The following is a 16849-nucleotide window of genomic DNA, read 5'->3' on the forward strand; positions in this document are numbered from 1 at the left end:
GCCGGCATCCTACCCACCGGGACAGGGGCGGGGAGGTGGGGCTTGGCGCGGAAAACGGCGCATCGGGGCGGGTTTGGCTGCAGCGGCAGGCAGACCGGGTGCGGGCGCCCAGAAATATGGCAGGCGGGCAGGGGCATGGTGCGGTGCAATATGGGGTGCTAACCCTGAACCATGCCGGGCCTTCCCTTCTACCTGCTCCCCGTCCTCGCCGCGATGTCGGCCTTCGGGCCGCTGGCGACGGATATGTATCTGCCGGCCTTTCCGGCCATCGCCGCCGGGCTCGGCACCGATGCGGCCCGGGTGCAGGCGACGCTCGCCACCTTCTTCGCCGGCATGTCCCTGGCACAACTCGTCTTCGGGCCGCTGACCGACCGCTTTGGCCGCCGGCCGCCGCTGCTGGCCGGGCTTGCCATCTTCGTCCTCGGCTCGGTCGGTTGCGGCCTGACCGAGGAGATCGGCTGGCTGAGCCTCTGGCGCTTCGTACAGGGCCTCGGCGGCTGTGCCGGCATGGTGACGGCCCGCGCCATCGTCCGCGACGTCTCCGAAGGCACGGCGACGATCCGGTTGATGTCGCGGCTGATGCTGGTGGTGACGCTGGCGCCGATCCTCGCGCCTTCGATCGGCGGGCTGCTGCTGGGTTGGGGTGGCTGGCGGGCGATCTTCTGGGCACTGGTCATCTATGGCGCCGGGCTGGCCCTGGTGGTGGGGCTGGTCCTGCCCGAGACGCTGCCGCCCGAGCGGCGGCGGCGCGAGGGCTTGGCCGGCGTGCTCATGGTTTACGGACGGATGCTCGGGACGCGGCGCTTCATGGGGCTGGTGCTCTCGGGCGTGCTGCCGATGGCGGGGATGTTCGCCTATATCGCCGGTTCGCCCTTCGTCTTCATGGAGCTGCATGGCGTCGCGCCGGGCTGGTACGGATTGCTGTTCGGGGCGAATGCGGTCGGCATCATGGCCGTTTCGCAGTTGAATGCGATGCTGTCGCAGCGGCATCCGCCGGAGCGGGTGCTGCTCTGGGGCCTGCTGTCGATGGCGACGGCGGGGGTGCTGCTGGCGCTGTTCTCGCGCAGCGATCATGTCTGGCTGGTCGCGCTGCCGCTCTTCGTCTTCGTCGCCAGCATCGGGATGGTGATGCCGATCGCCGCGGCGCTGGCGATGTCCTCCCAGGGGCGGGCGGCGGGCAGCGCCTCGGCGCTGATCGGCACGCTGCAATTCGGTGGCGGGGCTATCAGCGGCGCGCTGGTCGGCGCTTTCTACGACGGCACGGCGCTGCCGATGGCGGCGGTCATTGCCGTCTCCGGCATCGCCGGCCTGGCCAGCCGGTTGCTGCTGGTGCGCTGACGGGGCGGTTCAGCCGCCTCGCGCCTGGCCGCGCAGGATATGCTTCTGGATCTTCCCGGTGCTGGTGCGCGGCAGCTCGGTGAAGATCACCTGCTTCGGCGCCTTGAAGCCAGCCATCCGCTCGCGGCAATGGGCAATCAGCGCCGCCTCGGTCGCTTCGGCACCGGGCTTCAGCTCGACGAAGGCGCAGGGCACCTCGCCCCACTTGTCGTCGGGCTTTGCCACCACCGCCGCCAGCGCCACGGCCGGGTGCTTGTAGAGCGCATCCTCCACCTCGATCGAGGAGATGTTCTCCCCGCCCGAGATGATGATGTCCTTCGAGCGGTCGCGGAGCTGGATATACCCGTCCGGGTAGCGCACCGCGAGGTCGCCGGTATGGAACCAGCCGCCGGCGAAGGCCGCCTCGGTCGCGGCGCGGTCCTTAAAATAGCCCTTCATGACGACGTTGCCGCGCATCATCACCTCGCCCATGGTCGTGCCATCGGCTGGGACGGGCTGCATCGTCGCCGGGTCCATGACATCCAGCGCTTCCAGCGCCAGGTAGCGCACGCCCTGCCGCGCCATCAGCCGCGCCTGGTCGGGCGCCGGCAGCGCGTCCCAGGCGCGGTTCCACTCATTCACCACCGAGGGGCCGTAGCATTCGGTCAGGCCATAGACATGCAGAACGGCGAAGCCCGCCTCCCGCATGCGGCCGAGCACCGCTTCGGGCGGCGGCGCGCCGGCGGTGACGAATTGCACCTGATGGGGCAGGGGCCGCGTCTCCGCCTCCGGCGTGTCGAGCAGCGTCGCCATGACGACCGGCGCGCCGCACATATGGGTCACGCCATGTTCGGCCATGAGCTGCCACATCGTCGGTCCGCGCACCGCGCGTAGGCAGACATGGGTGCCGGCGACGGCGCAGACCGTCCAGGGGAAGCACCAGCCATTGCAATGGAACATCGGCAAGGTCCAGAGATAGACCGGATGCCGCGCCATGCTGGCCGAGAGCACATTGCCCGTCGCCAGCAGCTGTGCCCCGCGGTGATGATAAACCACCCCCTTCGGCCGCCCCGTGGTGCCGGACGTGTAGTTGAGCGTGATCGCGTCCCACTCGTCGCCAGGCATTGCCCAGGCGAAGGCAGGATCGCCTTCCTCCAGCAGCGCCTCGTAGTCGAGGCCGCCCATGGTCTGGGCCCGCGCCGAGTCCGGCGCCTCCGGGTCATCCACCTCGACCACCAGCGGCGTGGCGCCGCTGATGGCGAGGGCGGCGCGCAGGACGGGGATGAATTCCCGGTCCACGATCACCGCCTTCGCCTCGCCATGGTTCAGGATATAGCCGATGGTATCGGCATCCAGCCGGGTGTTGATGGTGTTCAGCACGGCGCCCGCCATCGGCACGCCGTAATGGCACTCCAGCATCGCCGGGATGTTCGGCAGCAGCGCCGCCACCGTATCGCCCCGGCCGATCCCCCGCCGCGCCAGCGCCGAGGCGAGGCGCACGCAGCGGTCGCGCAGCGCGCGATAAGGCCGGCGCAGCGTGCCATGCACCACCGCAACATGGTCCGGGAAGACCGCCGCCGCGCGTTCGAGGAAGAGCAGCGGCGTGAGAGGCTGGTGGTTGGCGGCGTTCCGCTCCAGCCTCGCCTGGTAATCCTGTGCGGCCATGGGTGCCTCCTCAGCGATGCCGCCATTCCGGCCGGCGCTTGGCGACGAAGGCGCCGATGCCCTCGGCCGCATCCTCGGCGAGCAGGTTCTCGACCATCACCCGGCCGGCGGCGTCATAGGCCTCGGCCAGCGGCAGCGCCGCCTGCCGGTTGAAGCCGCGCTTGCCCATCTGCACCGCGACCGCCGACCGTGAGGCGATGCGCCCCGCCAGATCGAGCGCGGTCGGCAACACGGCGTCGGCCGGGACCACGCGGTTGACGAGGCCCATGCGCCGCGCCTCCTCGGCCGGGACCATCTCACCCAGCAGCAGCATCTCCATGGCGGATTTGCGCGGCACGGCGCGGGCCAGGGCGACGCCAGGCGTGGTGCAGAACAGGCCGATATCGACGCCGGGGGTGCAGAATTTCGCGCTCTCGGCCGCCACCACCAGGTCGCAGCTGGCGGCGAGCTGGCAGCCGGCGGCGGTGGCGATGCCCTGGACGGCGGCGATGACGGGCTGGGGCAGGGCGACGACCGCCTGCATCACCGTGGAGCAGGCCGCCATGGTCTCGGTGAAGAAAGCCGCGCCGCCATCCAGATCGGCCCGGCGGGCGGTGATCTCCTTCAGGTCATGCCCGGCGCAGAAGGCGGGGCCCTCGGCGGCCAGGACCACGGCGCGAATGCCGGGATCGGCCGCCACCCCGTCCAGCGCCGCCTGCAGGGCGGCCAGCATGGCGCGGGAGAGGCTGTTGCGCGCGGCCGGCCGGTCCAGGGTGAGGACCGCGACCGCGCCCTCGTCCCGGCGCGTCACCGGGGGCGTATTCTCGCCTGTCATCGCCCTCTGCCTCCCTGGACAATACGCAACATATTGCCAGGGAAGGCCGGGCCGGCAAGCCCGGGCTAGATCTGGGTCAGACCGGGGTGAACATGGTCGCCGGCGGGCTGTCGCCCGTGGTCGGCTTGAAGACCACCTTCACCTTCTGGCCGATCTTCACCTGGTCCAGGTCGCAATCGACGATATTGGTGAAGACGCGGATGCCCTCATCCAGCTCGACATAGGCGACGCAGTACGGCTCCTTCGTCCGCATGACGGAGAAGGTGTAGACGGTGCCAGTGCCCTTGGCCTCCACCAGCTCGACATTGTTCGAGAGGGTGAAGGGCGAGCAGCCGCGCGGATACCAGAAATGCTTGCCGGTATCCTTGCACAGCCCGATCAACATGCGGCCCTCGCGGGCGGCGTCGAAATAGGGCTTGTTGGTCGGGTCCACCGCGATGGCGGGGAGGGCGCGGTTGGAAGCAGGCGTTGCCATCTTGATTACTCCCGCTCGAGGATGACGGTGGCGCTGCCATGGCGGGTGCCGAGCAGGCCGCCCGTGCCATGCGCGAGCGCCAGGGTGCAGCCGGGGACCTGGACTTTCGGATGCGCCTCGCCGCGGAGCTGGCGCACCGCCTCGATCACCTTGGTCATGCCGCCGCGATTGGCCGGGTGGTTGTTGCAGAGCCCGCCGCCATCGGTGTTGAAGGGCAGTTTGCCGACGCCGGAGATGAGGTTGCCATCGGCGACGAACTTCCCGCCCTGGCCCTTCTCGCAAAAGCCGAGGTCTTCCAGCTGCATCAGCACGGTGATGGTGAAGCTGTCATAGATCGAGGCGTATTGGATGTCCTTCGGCGTGACGCCCGCCTCCTCGAAGGCGCGCGGGCCGGACCAGCGGGCGCCGGAGAAGGTGACGTCGGTGTAGCCGGCATTCTGGTTCTTGGTCGCCTCGCCATGGCCCTTCACCTTGACCAGCGGCCGCTTGAGCGACCTGGCGATCTCCGGCTTGGCCAGGATCAGCGCGCCGCCGCCGTCGGAGATGACGCAGCAGTCGAGCCGGTGCAGCGGGTCGGCGACCATCGGGGAGTTGACGACGTCCTCAACGGTGACGACCTTCCGCAGCATCGCATGCTCGTTCCACTGGGCATGGTGGCTGGCCGCCACCTTGATCCAGGCGAGCTGCTCCGAGGTCGTGCCGAACTCGTGCATGTGGCGCATGGCGCACATCGCGTAGACGTTGGCGACGGTGCGGCCATAGACCATCTCGAAGGGGTCGTCGGGCACATTGGCGCCCCAGGTGCGCGGCGCGGTGCCGGTCGCCATCGCCTCGGCACGCGGACGGCCAGCCAGGGTGACGAGCGCGATGTCACAGAGGCCCATGGAGATGGCCTCGGCCGCATGGCCGACATGCATGACATAGGAGCTGCCGCCGACATCCGTGCTGTCGAAGTGGCGCAGCTTGGTCAGGCCGAGATAGTCGGCCATGTTCAGCGGGCCGAGGCCGGGCGCGGCACCGGTGCAGAAGAAGCCGTCGATGTCGTCCTTGGTCAGGCCGGCATCCTGCAGGGCGCCATAGGCGACCTCGGCATGGAGCTGCGCGACGGACTGGTTGTCCGCCTTGCGGGTCGGGTGCTCGAAGGCCCCGACGATATAGGCCTTGCCGTTGATGCTCATGGGCGCGGCGCCCTCCCTGTGTCGATCGATAGCTGGCTTACCGTTCTCCGAAGCGGCCGCCGCGTCAAGCGGGGGCGGGCCCGGTCACACCACGCTGGTGAGGCCACCATCCACATAGAGAAGATGGCCGTTCACATAGGCCGAGGCGTCGGAAGCGAGGAAGATCGCCGCCCCCACCAGCTCCGGCAGCTCCCCCCAGCGCCCGGCCGGGGTGCGCTTGCAGAGCCATTCGTCGAATTCACGGTTCGCCCGCAGCGGGGCCGTCAGCTCGGTGCTGAAATAGCCAGGCGCGATGCCATTGGCCTGGATCCCGTGCTTTGCCCAATCGGCGCACATGGCCTTGGTCAGCATCCCGAGCGCCCCCTTGGTCGCGGTATAGGGGCCCGTTCCCGGCCGCCCGAGCATGCTCATCACCGAGCAGGTATTGATGATCTTGCCCCGGCCACGCGGGATCATCCGCCGCGCCACCGAACGGGCGCAATAGAATGCGCTGTCAAGATTGGTGGACATCACCGCCCGCCAGGTCTCGTCCGGCATCTCGTCCAGCGGCCCGCGCAGATTGACCCCGGCATTGTTGAAGAGGATGTCGATCGGGCCGAGCTCGGCCTCGATCCGGGCGACGCCCGCCTCGACCGCCGCCGGGTCGGTCACGTCGAAGCCGGCGATCTCGGCCTGCAGCCCGGCCTCGCGCAGGCTGGCGGCGGCGCGGTCCAGCTTGGCGGCATCGCGGCCGTTCAGCACCACCGCGGCGCCGGCTTCCGCCACACCCCGGGCCAGGGCCAGGCCGATCCCCTGGCTGGAGCCGGTGACGAGGGCCCTGCGGCCGGTGAGGTCGAAGAGCTTGAGCGACATGGCGGCTTCCCTTAACTCCCGCCCGGAGACAAGCAGGGGAGGCGGCCGTGGACAAGCCGGAGGTTCTGGTGATGGGCGTGCTGCCGGACTGGGACCTGGAGCCCATGGCGGAGCGCTACACCCTCCGCCTGCTCTATGAGGCGCCGGACGAGGCGGCCTTCATCGCCGAGCATGGGCCGGCGATCCGCGCCATCGTCACCAAGGGGGAGATCGGCGCCTCGGCGGCGCTGATGGACCAGTTACCGCGGCTCGAGATCGTCGCCTGCTATGGCGTCGGGGTGGATGCCATCGACCGGGCCTATTGCGCGAAGCGCGGCCTCCCCGTCACCAACACGCCGGATGTGCTGACCGAGGATGTGGCCGATCTCGGCATCGCCCTGCTGCTCGCCGCCGCCCGCCGCATCCCGGCCGCCGATGCCTGGGTGCGGGATGGGAGCTGGGTGCGCGAAGGCTCGATGCCGCTGACGACGCGGGTCTGGGGCAAGCGGATGGGCATCGTCGGCCTTGGGCGCATCGGCTCGGCCGTGGCACGGCGGGCCGAGGGCTTCGGGATGGTGGTCAGCTATAGCGGCCGCGCGCCGAAGCAGGGCTGCCCCTATCCCTTCTACCCTAGTCCGGCGGCGCTGGCGCCGGAGGTGGACATCATGGTCTGCTGCGCCATGGGCGGACCGACCACCCAGGGGCTGATCGACCGCGCCGCGATCGAGGCGCTGCGGCCGGGCGCCATCTTCGTCAATGTCAGCCGCGGCTCGGTGGTGGATGAGGCGGCGCTGCTGGAAGCGCTGCGCAGCCGCCGCATCGCCGCGGCCGGGCTCGACGTATTCTGGAACGAGCCCGATATCGACCCGGAATTCGCCAGCTTTCCGCATGTCGTGCTCGCCCCGCATGCCGCGAGCGGCACGGTGGAGACGCGCCGCGCCATGGGCGCGCTGATGCAGGAAAACCTGGCCGCGCATTTCGCCGGCCAGCCCCTGCCGACGGAGATCAAGCCATGAAATCCGTCGTCATCCACGCGCCGCGCGATCTCCGCGTCGAGGAGCGTCCGGCCGAGGCGCCCGGACCAGGCCAGGTCGCCATCCGCATCCGCGCGGGCGGCATCTGCGGCTCCGACCTGCATTACTACCTGCATGGCGGCTTCGGCGCCGTCCGGTTGCGGGAGCCGATGGTGCTCGGCCATGAGATCGCCGGCACGATCGAGGCGCTGGGGCAAGGGGTCACCGGCCTCGCGCCCGGCCAAGCGGTCGCGGTCAATCCCAGCCTGCCCTGCGGCGCCTGCCGGCACTGCCTCGCCGGGCGGCCGAACCACTGCCTGGAGATGCGCTTCTACGGCAGCGCGATGCGCATGCCGCATGTCCAGGGCGGCTTCTCCGAACTGCTGGTCTGCGAGGCGGAACGCGCCGTGCCGCTGCCGGAGGGGATGGCGCCCGAGCTCGCCGCCTTCGCCGAGCCGCTGGCGGTCTGCCTGCATGCCGGCCGCCAGGCCGGGCCGATGCTGGGCGCGCGGGTGCTGGTGACGGGGGCCGGGCCGATCGGCAACCTCGCCATCGCGGTCGCCCGCCATGCGGGCGCGCGGGAGGTGGTGGTGACGGATCTGCATTCGACGCCGCTGATGACCGCCCGCCGCATGGGCGCCGACCGGACCCTGTCGATGAGCGAGGATCCGGACGGGCTGCTGCCCTATGCCCTCGACAAGGGCCATTTCGACCTGGTCTTCGAGGCCTCGGGCAGCGGCGCAGCGCTGGCCTCGGCGATCCATGTGGCGCGGCCGGGAGCGGTGATCGTCCAGCTCGGCCTCGGCGGCGATGTGGGGCTGCCGCTCTCGGCGCTGGTGGCGAAGGAGGTCTCTCTGCGCGGCACCTTCCGCTTCCATGAGGAATTCGCCCTGGCGGTCGAGGTGCTGGGCCGTGGCGATATCGACCCGACTCCGCTGCTGACCGCGACGCTGCCCATGGCGGAGGCAGTGGCGGCCTTCGACCTGGCCGCCGACCGCAGCCGGGCGATGAAGGTGCAACTCGCCTTCTGACCCCCCGCCTTGATTCCAGGCCGGAGCCGTCGCAGGCTACGGCCAATTGGAAGAAAGGATGGCCCGGGACGATGCGAGCCCTCGTACTCCGCCAGCATGGCGATCTCGACGTGCTGGCGCTGGAAACCGATTACCCGACGCCGCAGGCGGTGCCGGGGCATGTGGTGATCCGCGTCCGCGCCTCCTCTTTCAACTACCACGACGTCTTCACCGTGAAGGGCATGCCGGGCATCAAGGTGCCGATGCCGGTCGTCATCGGCCTCGACATGGCCGGCGAGGTCACCGAGGTCGGCGCCGATGTCGCGGGCTGGGCGCCGGGCGACCGCGTCCTCGTCAACCCGATCAACAAGAAGAAGGGGTTGATGGGTGAGATGCTGGATGGCGGCATGGCGGAATACTGCCTTGTCTCCGCCGACCAGCTCATCCGCCTGCCGGAAGGCGTCAGCTTCGAACAGGCCGCGGCGCTGCCGGTCGCCTATGGCACCGCGCATCGGATGATCGTCACCCACAAGACGATCAAGGCCGGCGACAATGTGCTGATCCTCGGTGCCTCGGGCGGCGTCGGCACGGGCTGCGTGCTGCTGGCCAAGCATCTCGGCGCCCATGTGGTGGCCGCGGCCGGCGGGCCGGAGAAGTGCCAGCGCATGCTGGAGATCGGCGCCGATGAGGCGATCGACTACCAGAAGGTCGATTTCTCCAAATGGGCGGTGGAGCGCTTCGGCAAGCCGCAGCGCCGGAGCTATGAGGGCGGCGTCGATGTCCTCATCAATTACACCGGCGGCGAGACCTGGGGCCCTGGCCTCCGCTGCGTGAAGCGCGGCGGCAAGATCCTTGTCTGCGGCGCGACGGCGGGTTTCGACCCGAAGGAGGATCTGCGCTTCATCTGGACCTTCGAACTGCAGGTCATCGGCAGCAACAGCTTCTACAACGAGGATTTCTCCTCGCTGATGGACATGATCCAGAAGGGGCAGATGAAGCCGGTCATCGACAAGGTCCTGCCGCTGGAACAGGCGGCGGAGGGGCTGGCGCTGATCCGCGACCGCAAGGTCATGGGCAAGGTGGTGGTGACGCCATGACGCTCGAGGAACTCCAGGCGCTGGTCACCCGCGCGCCCTATCACCAGTGGCTCGGGCTGAAGGTGGTCTCTTTCGGCGAGGGCGAGATCGAGATCCGCGCCACCTGGCGCGAGGAATGGGTGGTGAACCCGGACCGTCGCTACACCCATGGCGGAATCCTCGCCGCGCTGGTCGACCTCGCCGCCGATTGGGCGCTGGGTGCGGCGCTTGGGCGCGGCATCCCGACCGTCGATATGCGCGTCGACTACCATCGGCCGGCCATGCCGGGCGACCTGATCTGCAAGGGCAAGATCGTGCGCCAGGGCGGCATGTTCTCGGTCGCCGAGGCCTCGATCTTCGACCTCGACGGCAAGCTCTGCGCCTCCGGCCGCGGCGTCTATCTCACCGCGTCGCCGAAGTGATTCCCTTCCGCAATCTCGGCGCTCTGATCGATCCCGCCGCGGATGCGGAGAAGACGGCGTTCATCGACCTCTCGACCGGCGAGGCGCGCCACGTCTCCTACGGCGCGCTGGATGCGCTGAGCAATGCCGTGGCGCGCGGGTTGCTGCGGCGGGGGCTGAAGCGCGGCGACCGCATCGGCATCCTCGCCGCCAATTCAGTCGAGTTCCTGGCGGCGCTGAACGGCGCCATGCGCGCCGGGCTGGTGGCGGTGCCGGTGAACTGGCGCTTCCCGCCGGCGACGGTCGACTATGTGCTGCGCAACAGCGGCGCCAGCCTGGTCTTCACCGATGCCGCCCGCCTCGGCGCCGTGCCGGAAGGCATTCCGGCCATCGCCATGGGCAGCGCGGAGTGGGATGCGCTGCTCGATCCCGGCCCCTTCGAGGCGGTGACGCCCGAGCCCGCCGAGCCGGCGCTTTTCCTCTATACCTCCGGCTCGACCGGGCGGCCGAAGGGTGTCGTCCTCTCGCACCAGTCGCATCTCTGGGTGGTGGATCAGCGCCTTCAGGGTGCCGATATGCGGCAGGAGAGGGCGCTGATCGCGGCGCCGCTCTATCACATGAACGGCCTCGCCTTGGCCCAGCTTGCCAGCGCTGCCCACATCACCGTGGTGCTGCTGCCGCAATTTGAGGCCCGCGCCTATATCCGCGCGATCGGCGAGCACCGCGCCACCTGGATTACCGGCGTGCCGCCGATGATGGCGATGCTGCTGCAGGAGCGGGAGCTGATGGCGACGACCGACACCTCCTCGGTCCGCCATGTTCGCTGCGGCTCCGCCCCGACCTCGCCGGCGCTGCTCGCCGCGATCAAGGCGGCATTTCCGCAGGCAAAGTTTGTCAACGGCTATGGCACCACCGAATGCGGGCCGGTCGTCTTCGGGCCGCATCCGAAGGGGTTGCCAACGCCGCCGCTCTCGGTCGGCACCCCGCATCCGGCGGTCGAGCTCCGGCTCAACGCCCAGAACGTGCTGGAGCAGAAATGCCCCGGCATGATGAACGGCTACTGGAACCGGCCGGACCTCAAGCCGCCGATCACGCCGGACGGATTCTACGTCACCGGCGACGTCTTTGCGGTGGATGAGAATGGGTTCTTCACCGTGGTCGGCCGGGTGGACGACATGTTCATCTCCGGCGGCGAGAACATCTTCCCGAGCGAGGTGGAGAAGGTGCTCGAGACCCATCCGGGGGTGGAGCAATCGGCGGTCATCCCGGTGCCGGACGATATCAAGGGTACCAAGCCGGTCGCCTTCGTCGTCCGCCGCACCGGCGCCGCGGTGGAGGAGGCGGAGCTGAAGGCCCATGCCCTGGCCCATGCCCCCGCCTATATGCATCCGCGCCGGATCTGGTTCGTGGATGCGCTGCCGCTGATGGGAACCAACAAGATCGACAAGGCCCAACTCGCTGCCTGGGCGAGGGAGGGATCGGCGTAAAATCCGGTTTGGAATCGTGCTATAAGGTATTGTGTTCTGTCGTTTTACCGCGTGAATTGACCTCTGCATAAGCCGCCCTAGATTGTCGTCCAATTGCGTGATCGACGCTGCGGTTCCACCACCGGCGATCGCGCTCCGGACAGGGTAGGAAACGGCCGTCGCTCCAGCCGGGAGGATGACGACCATGTACCGACGCAGCTTGCTCGCGCTCGCCGCTGCCGCGCCCGCCATCGCGCGCGCCCAGACGTTTCCCGACCGCCCGATCACCATGGTCGTGCCCTATGCACCCGGCGGCTCGGCCGATGTGCTGGGGCGGGTGATAGCCGGGCCAATGGGCGAATTCCTTGGCCAGTCCGTGGTGGTGGAACTCCGCCCCGGCGCCGGCGGGAATATCGGCGCGGCCCATGTGGCGAACGGCACCAGGGCCGATGGCTATACCATCCTGCTCGGCTCCATCTCGCTGGCCACCGCGCCCGCGTTGCAGGTCATCCCCTTCGATCCACTGCGCGACCTCACCGCCGTCGCCAGCCTCGGCGCCGTGCCGAGCCTGATGGTGGTCTCGCCCGAGAGCCCCTTCCGCAGCGTGCACGACGTGATCGCCGCGGCGCGAGCGCGGCCGGGGGAGGTGACCTTCGGCTCCTCCGGCCCCGGCACCGGCAGCCACCTGGCCGGCGCGCTGCTGGCGGCCCAGGCCGGTGTCGAGATGACGCATGTTCCCTATCGCGGCTCCGGCGCCGTCTATCCCGACCTGATCGCCCAGCGTATCGCCTTTCTGCTGGATGGCATGGGCAGCTCGGCCGGACAGGTGACGGCCGGTGCCGTCCGCGCCCTCGGCATCACCGCGCGCGAGCGCTCGGCGCAATTCCCCGATGTCCCGACCCTGGCGGAATCGGGCGTGCCCGGCTTCGAGTTTCTCATCTGGCTCGGCTTCTTCACCCGCTCCGGCACGCCGGAGCCGGTGCGGGCCCGGCTGGAGGCGGCGGTGCTGCACGCCCTTTCGCTGCCCGCGGTGCAGGAGAAGCTGCGGCAATCTTCCACCGTGCCGCTGCCACCGAGCGGGGCGGAATTCGGCCGCTGGTTCGCCGCCGATGTCGAGCGCTGGCACGGCCTGGTCCAGCAGGGCAAGCTGGCGCGCCTCGAATAGGTCTGCCGATGCCGATCCCTGACCATGTCCGCGCCCATGCCGGGCTGATCCTCGCCGATACGCTCGGCGCCATCGTCGCCGGCCATGCGCAGCCGGAGGTCCGGGCCATTGCCGCGCGCCATGCGACGGGCGGCGTGCCGCTGCTCGGCGCCGCCGGGGCCGCGCCGCCGCCGATGGCCGCCTTCCTCACCGGCCTCGCCGGCACGGCGGTGGAGCTGGATGAGGGGAATTATCCCGCGGGTGGCCATCCCGCGATCCATGCCGTCGCCCCCGCTTTGACCGAGGCGGCGGGGCGCCCGATCACGGGCGAGGCGCTGCTGACCGCCGTCATCGCCGGCTATGAGGCTGGCTCGCGCGTCGGCCATGCCATGCGCCTCCGGCCGGCGGCGCATCCGCACGGCACCTGGGGCGTGATCGGCGCCGCGGCCGCGGTCGCCAGCCTGCGCGGCCATGATGCGGCGCGGACCGGGGCGGCGCTGGATCTCGCCGCCAGCCTCGGCCTCGCCACCAGCGCCACCGCCTCGCTGCGCGGCGGCTCCGTCCGCAATGTCTATGCCGGGGCGGCGGCGCAGAATGGGCTGCTGGCCGTCGATCTGCTGGAAGCGGGGGTAACGGGCGAGCCGGGCGGCATCCCGGTGGTCTTCGGCGGCGTCATCGGCTCGGGTTTCGACGCAGCCGCCTATGAGGCTGGCGCGAGCCGCTGGTTCATCCTGGAGAGCTTCCTCAAGCAGGCGAGCTGCTGCCGCGAGACCCAGGGCGCGCTGGAGGCGATCGAGCTGTTGCTGGCCGACTCCCCCATCGCTCCCGACCAGGTCGAGGCCATTGAGGTCGCCACCTTCGCCTCCGCTGCCACCCTCTCCGAACGCGCGCCCGTGGCGCCCATCGCCGGCCGCTTTTCCATCCCCTTCACCGTGGCGACGCGCATCATCTGCGGCCATGCCTGGATCGAGGCCTTCTCCGAGGCCGCGATCGCCGATCCGGCGACGCGGGCGCTGGCTGCCAAGATTGCCGTGGTCGAGGACCCGGCCTATACGGCGCGGCAGCCGGCGGAGCGGCTATGCCGGCTCACGCTGCGCCTGGCCGATGGCGGCCTGCGGCAACGGGTGGTCTGCGGCACCCCCGGCGACCCCGACCGGCCGCTACCCGAATCGGCGCTGCGCGACAAATTCCGCCGCAGCGTGGAGCCGACTCATGGCGACCGCTGGGAGCGGATGTGGGACATGGCGCGCCACCCGGACCGCCTCGCTTCCACCGCGGAGCTCTTCGACGCCTTCCGCCCATGACTGCGCCGAGCCGGCTTGGCCCCGCCGATGCCGCCGCCTATCGCGCGCTGCGGCTGGAGGCGCTCCGCCTGCATCCGGAGGCCTTCGCCGCCGATTGGGCGGAGGAGGCAGCCCGCCCGCTCGACTGGTTCACCGAGCGGCTGGCGACGAATGCGGTCTGGGGCGCGGGAGAGGATGCGGCGCTCGCCGGCATGGTGGGGCTGATGCGGCCGGGCATGGCGAAGCTGCACCACAAGGCGATCATCTGGGGCTTCTATGTGCGTGCGGATGCACGCAGCGCCGGCCTCGGCACCGCGTTGCTGGGGGCGGCCTTGACGGAAGCGCGCGAGGCGGGGGCGGAGGAGGTCCGGCTCTCGGTCACCGCCGGGAATGCGGCGGCGCTCCGCCTCTATGAACGGCTCGGCTTCCGCGCCTATGGGCGGGAGCCACGGGCGCTCCGCGTCGCGGGCCACGACCACGACGAATTCCTCATGGCGCTGCGCCTCGTCTGAGCCCGGCCTATTCCGCCGCCCGCGCCGGCGCCGCCTCGGCCTCCATGGCTCGGCGGATGCGCACGGCCTCGCTCGTCTCGTCCACCGCCACATCGGCCCAGCCGACCGTGGCCCCGCGTGGCACCGCCCGGGTCAGCCGCACCCCATGGGCGAGGCCGATCGGCAGGGCGCCGAGCGCCAGCGACCGCTCCGCGGGGATGCACTTGCCCCAGACCATGGCGCCACCCTCGCCATCCAGCACCTCGCCCGCCGCGAGGTCGCGCTTCGCCGTCGCCGCCACATCGCCGCGCCAGGCCTCCGGCGCCCCGGTCGGCTCCCGCCGCAGCGCGACCGAGGCGACCGAGACGGCGAGTTCCAGCCCGATCAGGTGATAGGGCCGCCACAGCGCTGCATAGTGGCCGGAGGCGTCGGTATGCACGCCGTATTCCGAGAAGCAGCGGCGGATATAATCGGTCTCCCCCTCGAAGACGGCATAGACGCCCCAGCGCAGGTCGCCGACCACCTGGCGTCCGTCCCGCTCCAGCGAGGAGATCACCTCCACCACCCCACCAGCGCCGGCGAAGACGCGCGGCAGGTCCTGGGTGCCGCAGGGCGGGAAGAGCAGCCCGTCGCGCGGCGGGGCGAGGCCGGTGGCATTGGCGATCGCCGCCATTTCGATCCCCGACTTGGTCCCATCGAGAAATGAGTTGAACATCTGCGGGTTCATGCCACCCAGGCGTGCCTGGTCCTCGGTCAGCCCGTAATGGCCCCAGACCGTCTCCGGCGTGCTCTCGTGATAGGCGGGGAGGTATTTGGTGCCCTTGCCAGCGGCGGTCACCGGCAGGCCCATGGCGCGGATGGTATCGACCAGCTCGCAGACCAGGGCCGGCTGGTCCCCATAGGCGAGCGAGTAGACCACCCCCGCGGCCCGGGCCCGCGCCGCCAGCAGCGGCCCAGCCAGCACATCGGCCTCCACATTGACCATGACGATATGCTTACCGGCCTCGATCGCCGCCAGCGCATGGCGGATGCCGGCGGCCGGGTTGCCGGTGCATTCGACGATGACCTCGACGCGCGGCTCCGCCATCAGCGCCATCGCATCCTCGGTCAGATGCGTGCCGCCGGAGGCCAGCGCCGCATCCAGCGAGGCGGCGGCATAGCGCTCCGCCTCCCAGCCGACCCGCGCCAGCGCGTCCCGCGCGCGGGGGATGGAGAGATCGGCGATGCCGGCCACCTGGAGCCCCGGGCTGCGCGCCGCCATGGCGAGGAACATGGAGCCGAATTTGCCGGCGCCGATCATCCCGACGGTGACGGGACGGCCCTCGGCCGCGCGGCGGCGCAGCATGGCGTGCAGGTTCATGGCCATTCCTTCCCTCTCTGGCGGGAAAGGCTAGAGCAGCGTTGCGACCGCGGCCACTGCTTGACGCCACCACGCCACCGCCGGAGCCTCGACCTCATCAGGGAGGGGCAGCGCATGCGCGTCGCGGTGATCGGGCTCGGCAATATGGGGATGGGCGCCGCCCTCAACCTGCTGAAGGCGGGCGGGATGGAGGTCGCGGGGGTCGATCCGCGGGAGACGGCGCGGGCCGAATTCGCCGCGGCCGGCGGCACCCCCGCGGCCAGCGCCTCGGCGCTGCCGGAGGGCACCGAGGGCGTGCTGGTCTTGGTGGTGAACGCTGCCCAGGCCGAGGCGGCGCTGTTCGGGCCGGAGGGCGCGGCGCCGCGCCTCGCCCCCGGCGCGGTCGTCATCGTCTCCTCCACCATGGCGCCCGAGGATGCGCGGCGCCTGGCCGGAATCGCCGAGGCGCGGGGCTTCCTCTATGTCGATGCGCCGGTCTCGGGCGGCGCCGTTGGGGCGCGGGCCGGGGCGATGACGGTCATGGCCTCGGGCAGCCCGGAGGCCATGGCGAAGGCGGGGCCGATCCTCGCCGCGGTCTCGAAGAAGGTCTGGACGCTGGGCGACGCGCCCGGCCTCGGCAGCACCATGAAGGTGGTCCACCAGCTCCTCGCCGGGGTGCATATCGCGACGGCGGCCGAGGCGATGGCGCTCGGCATCAAATCCGGTCTCGACCCGCGCACCCTGTTCGAGATCGTCATCGGCGCCGCCGGCAATTCCTGGATGTTCGAGAACCGGATGCCGCATGTGCTCGAGGCCGATGAGGCGCCGCGCTCGGCGGTGGACATCTTCGTCAAGGATCTCGGCCTGGTCGGCGACCTGGCACGCTCGGTCGCCTTCCCGGCGCCGCTGGCGGCCCAGGCGTTGCAGCTCTTCGTCTCGGCCAGCGCCCAGGGGCATGGCGGCAAGGACGATGCCTTCGTCATCCGGGCCTATCAGGCGCTGACCGGGATTGCCCTGCCCGGGGAGGGATGAGATACAGAACATGGCATGAACATTAACCCTTGATTCGGAGTTCGGTCTTTGTTCTCATCGGCCCATGCCGATGATCGCCTCCCTCGACCCGAACCACATCCCGCCGCGCCCGGCGCCGCGTCCGGTGCCCGGCGGCCTGCGCATCACCATCGCCGGGCTCGGCCCGGTTCAGGAGGCCTGTTTGGCCGGCTTCCTCGCGCTTGCCCTGTCCTGGGGCCTTGCGGAACTGCTCGCGGCGCCCGGGGAGGCGCCGCAGGCACATTTGTCCGAAAACTACCGGATCGCGCTCCACCCTTGAGGCTTCGCTAACCCGG

At 70.3% G+C, this 16849-nt stretch carries 17 protein-coding genes; 11 read left to right on the forward strand and 6 right to left on the reverse strand.

The annotated features are described in order from the left end of the window. The first annotated feature begins 171 nt into the window (after positions 1-171). Positions 172-1338, forward strand: coding sequence for a multidrug effflux MFS transporter (locus JMJ55_RS04140; RefSeq protein WP_202824197.1), 1167 nt, complete (start codon positions 172-174; stop codon positions 1336-1338). A 9-nt stretch (positions 1339-1347) separates the two neighbouring features. Here JMJ55_RS04140 and JMJ55_RS04145 read toward each other — a convergent pair whose 3' ends face one another. The 5 genes from JMJ55_RS04145 to JMJ55_RS04165 all read right to left on the reverse strand — a co-directional run bounded on the left by JMJ55_RS04145 (position 1348) and on the right by JMJ55_RS04165 (position 6301). Next, entirely contained in the window at positions 1348-2982 is a 1635-nt protein-coding gene (locus tag JMJ55_RS04145; protein ID WP_202824198.1) for an acyl-CoA synthetase, read from the reverse strand. A gap of 10 nt (positions 2983-2992) precedes the next feature. Then, on the reverse strand, positions 2993-3796 hold the full coding sequence (locus JMJ55_RS04150; protein ID WP_202824199.1) for an enoyl-CoA hydratase: 804 nt from the start codon (positions 3794-3796) through the stop codon (positions 2993-2995). A gap of 76 nt (positions 3797-3872) precedes the next feature. Then, positions 3873-4271, reverse strand: a complete 399-nt coding sequence (locus tag JMJ55_RS04155; RefSeq protein WP_202824200.1) for a Zn-ribbon domain-containing OB-fold protein — start codon at positions 4269-4271, stop codon at positions 3873-3875. A 5-nt stretch (positions 4272-4276) separates the two neighbouring features. Then, positions 4277-5449 (reverse strand): thiolase domain-containing protein, encoded by a 1173-nt coding sequence (locus JMJ55_RS04160; protein WP_202824201.1) that lies wholly within the window; start codon positions 5447-5449, stop codon positions 4277-4279. 84 nt (positions 5450-5533) lie between these two features. After that, positions 5534-6301: an SDR family oxidoreductase gene (locus JMJ55_RS04165; protein WP_202824202.1), complete on the reverse strand. Its 768-nt coding sequence runs from the start codon at positions 6299-6301 to the stop codon at positions 5534-5536. A gap of 47 nt (positions 6302-6348) precedes the next feature. Here JMJ55_RS04165 and JMJ55_RS04170 point away from each other — a divergent pair, with 47 nt between their 5' ends. The 8 genes from JMJ55_RS04170 (at position 6349) to JMJ55_RS04205 (ending at position 14185) form a co-directional block, all read left to right on the forward strand. Next, positions 6349-7296, forward strand: a complete 948-nt coding sequence (locus JMJ55_RS04170; protein ID WP_328702564.1) for a 2-hydroxyacid dehydrogenase — start codon at positions 6349-6351, stop codon at positions 7294-7296. Continuing rightward, positions 7293-8324, forward strand: a complete 1032-nt coding sequence (locus tag JMJ55_RS04175) for an L-idonate 5-dehydrogenase (protein WP_202824203.1) — start codon at positions 7293-7295, stop codon at positions 8322-8324. The genes JMJ55_RS04170 and JMJ55_RS04175 overlap by 4 nt, the downstream gene beginning before the upstream one ends. Positions 8325-8395: 71 nt before the next feature. Beyond that, on the forward strand, positions 8396-9400 hold the full coding sequence (locus JMJ55_RS04180) for a zinc-binding dehydrogenase (RefSeq protein ID WP_202824204.1): 1005 nt from the start codon (positions 8396-8398) through the stop codon (positions 9398-9400). Next, the gene (locus JMJ55_RS04185) at positions 9397-9801 is read left to right on the forward strand and encodes a PaaI family thioesterase (protein WP_202824205.1); all 405 of its coding nucleotides are present in this window, start codon (positions 9397-9399) and stop codon (positions 9799-9801) included. Before JMJ55_RS04180 ends, JMJ55_RS04185 begins: the two co-directional genes overlap by 4 nt. Then, positions 9798-11267: a class I adenylate-forming enzyme family protein gene (locus JMJ55_RS04190; RefSeq protein WP_202824206.1), complete on the forward strand. Its 1470-nt coding sequence runs from the start codon at positions 9798-9800 to the stop codon at positions 11265-11267. The genes JMJ55_RS04185 and JMJ55_RS04190 overlap by 4 nt, the downstream gene beginning before the upstream one ends. Positions 11268-11451: 184 nt before the next feature. Beyond that, a complete protein-coding gene (locus JMJ55_RS04195) occupies positions 11452-12411 on the forward strand; it encodes a Bug family tripartite tricarboxylate transporter substrate binding protein (RefSeq protein WP_202824207.1) in 960 nt (319 codons plus the stop codon). Between the two features lie 8 nt (positions 12412-12419). Beyond that, the gene (locus JMJ55_RS04200) at positions 12420-13694 is read left to right on the forward strand and encodes an MmgE/PrpD family protein (protein WP_202824208.1); all 1275 of its coding nucleotides are present in this window, start codon (positions 12420-12422) and stop codon (positions 13692-13694) included. Beyond that, positions 13691-14185, forward strand: a complete 495-nt coding sequence (locus tag JMJ55_RS04205; RefSeq protein WP_202824209.1) for a GNAT family N-acetyltransferase — start codon at positions 13691-13693, stop codon at positions 14183-14185. Before JMJ55_RS04200 ends, JMJ55_RS04205 begins: the two co-directional genes overlap by 4 nt. Positions 14186-14192: 7 nt before the next feature. Here JMJ55_RS04205 and JMJ55_RS04210 read toward each other — a convergent pair whose 3' ends face one another. After that, positions 14193-15524, reverse strand: coding sequence for an NAD(P)H-dependent oxidoreductase (locus JMJ55_RS04210; RefSeq protein WP_202824210.1), 1332 nt, complete (start codon positions 15522-15524; stop codon positions 14193-14195). A gap of 114 nt (positions 15525-15638) precedes the next feature. On the opposite strand from JMJ55_RS04210, the gene ltnD reads away from it, so the two are divergent. Further along, complete coding sequence (gene ltnD / locus JMJ55_RS04215) at positions 15639-16535, forward strand: L-threonate dehydrogenase (RefSeq protein ID WP_202824211.1); 897 nt, start codon at positions 15639-15641, stop codon at positions 16533-16535. Between the two features lie 64 nt (positions 16536-16599). Beyond that, complete coding sequence (locus tag JMJ55_RS04220) at positions 16600-16833, forward strand: hypothetical protein (RefSeq protein WP_202824212.1); 234 nt, start codon at positions 16600-16602, stop codon at positions 16831-16833. The last annotated feature ends 16 nt before the right edge of the window (positions 16834-16849 follow it).

This window comes from Belnapia mucosa, assembly GCF_016775475.1.
In the GTDB taxonomy this organism is placed as follows: domain Bacteria; phylum Pseudomonadota; class Alphaproteobacteria; order Acetobacterales; family Acetobacteraceae; genus Belnapia; species Belnapia mucosa.

Bases quoted from the DNA above. Each gene is read 5' to 3' on its own strand.
- JMJ55_RS04180 (WP_202824204.1), top strand. From the start codon at position 8,396: ATGCGAGCCCTCGTACTCCGCCAGCATGGCGATCTCGACGTGCTGGCG.
- JMJ55_RS04165 (WP_202824202.1), bottom strand. From the start codon at position 6,301: ATGTCGCTCAAGCTCTTCGACCTCACCGGCCGCAGGGCCCTCGTCACC.
- JMJ55_RS04210 (WP_202824210.1), bottom strand. From the start codon at position 15,524: ATGAACCTGCACGCCATGCTGCGCCGCCGCGCGGCCGAGGGCCGTCCC.
- JMJ55_RS04220 (WP_202824212.1), top strand. From the start codon at position 16,600: ATGCCGATGATCGCCTCCCTCGACCCGAACCACATCCCGCCGCGCCCG.
- ltnD (WP_202824211.1), top strand. From the start codon at position 15,639: ATGCGCGTCGCGGTGATCGGGCTCGGCAATATGGGGATGGGCGCCGCC.
- JMJ55_RS04160 (WP_202824201.1), bottom strand. From the start codon at position 5,449: ATGAGCATCAACGGCAAGGCCTATATCGTCGGGGCCTTCGAGCACCCG.
- JMJ55_RS04140 (WP_202824197.1), top strand. From the start codon at position 172: ATGCCGGGCCTTCCCTTCTACCTGCTCCCCGTCCTCGCCGCGATGTCG.
- JMJ55_RS04145 (WP_202824198.1), bottom strand. From the start codon at position 2,982: ATGGCCGCACAGGATTACCAGGCGAGGCTGGAGCGGAACGCCGCCAAC.
- JMJ55_RS04175 (WP_202824203.1), top strand. From the start codon at position 7,293: ATGAAATCCGTCGTCATCCACGCGCCGCGCGATCTCCGCGTCGAGGAG.
- JMJ55_RS04205 (WP_202824209.1), top strand. From the start codon at position 13,691: ATGACTGCGCCGAGCCGGCTTGGCCCCGCCGATGCCGCCGCCTATCGC.
- JMJ55_RS04200 (WP_202824208.1), top strand. From the start codon at position 12,420: ATGCCGATCCCTGACCATGTCCGCGCCCATGCCGGGCTGATCCTCGCC.
- JMJ55_RS04150 (WP_202824199.1), bottom strand. From the start codon at position 3,796: ATGACAGGCGAGAATACGCCCCCGGTGACGCGCCGGGACGAGGGCGCG.
- JMJ55_RS04155 (WP_202824200.1), bottom strand. From the start codon at position 4,271: ATGGCAACGCCTGCTTCCAACCGCGCCCTCCCCGCCATCGCGGTGGAC.
- JMJ55_RS04185 (WP_202824205.1), top strand. From the start codon at position 9,397: ATGACGCTCGAGGAACTCCAGGCGCTGGTCACCCGCGCGCCCTATCAC.
- JMJ55_RS04195 (WP_202824207.1), top strand. From the start codon at position 11,452: ATGTACCGACGCAGCTTGCTCGCGCTCGCCGCTGCCGCGCCCGCCATC.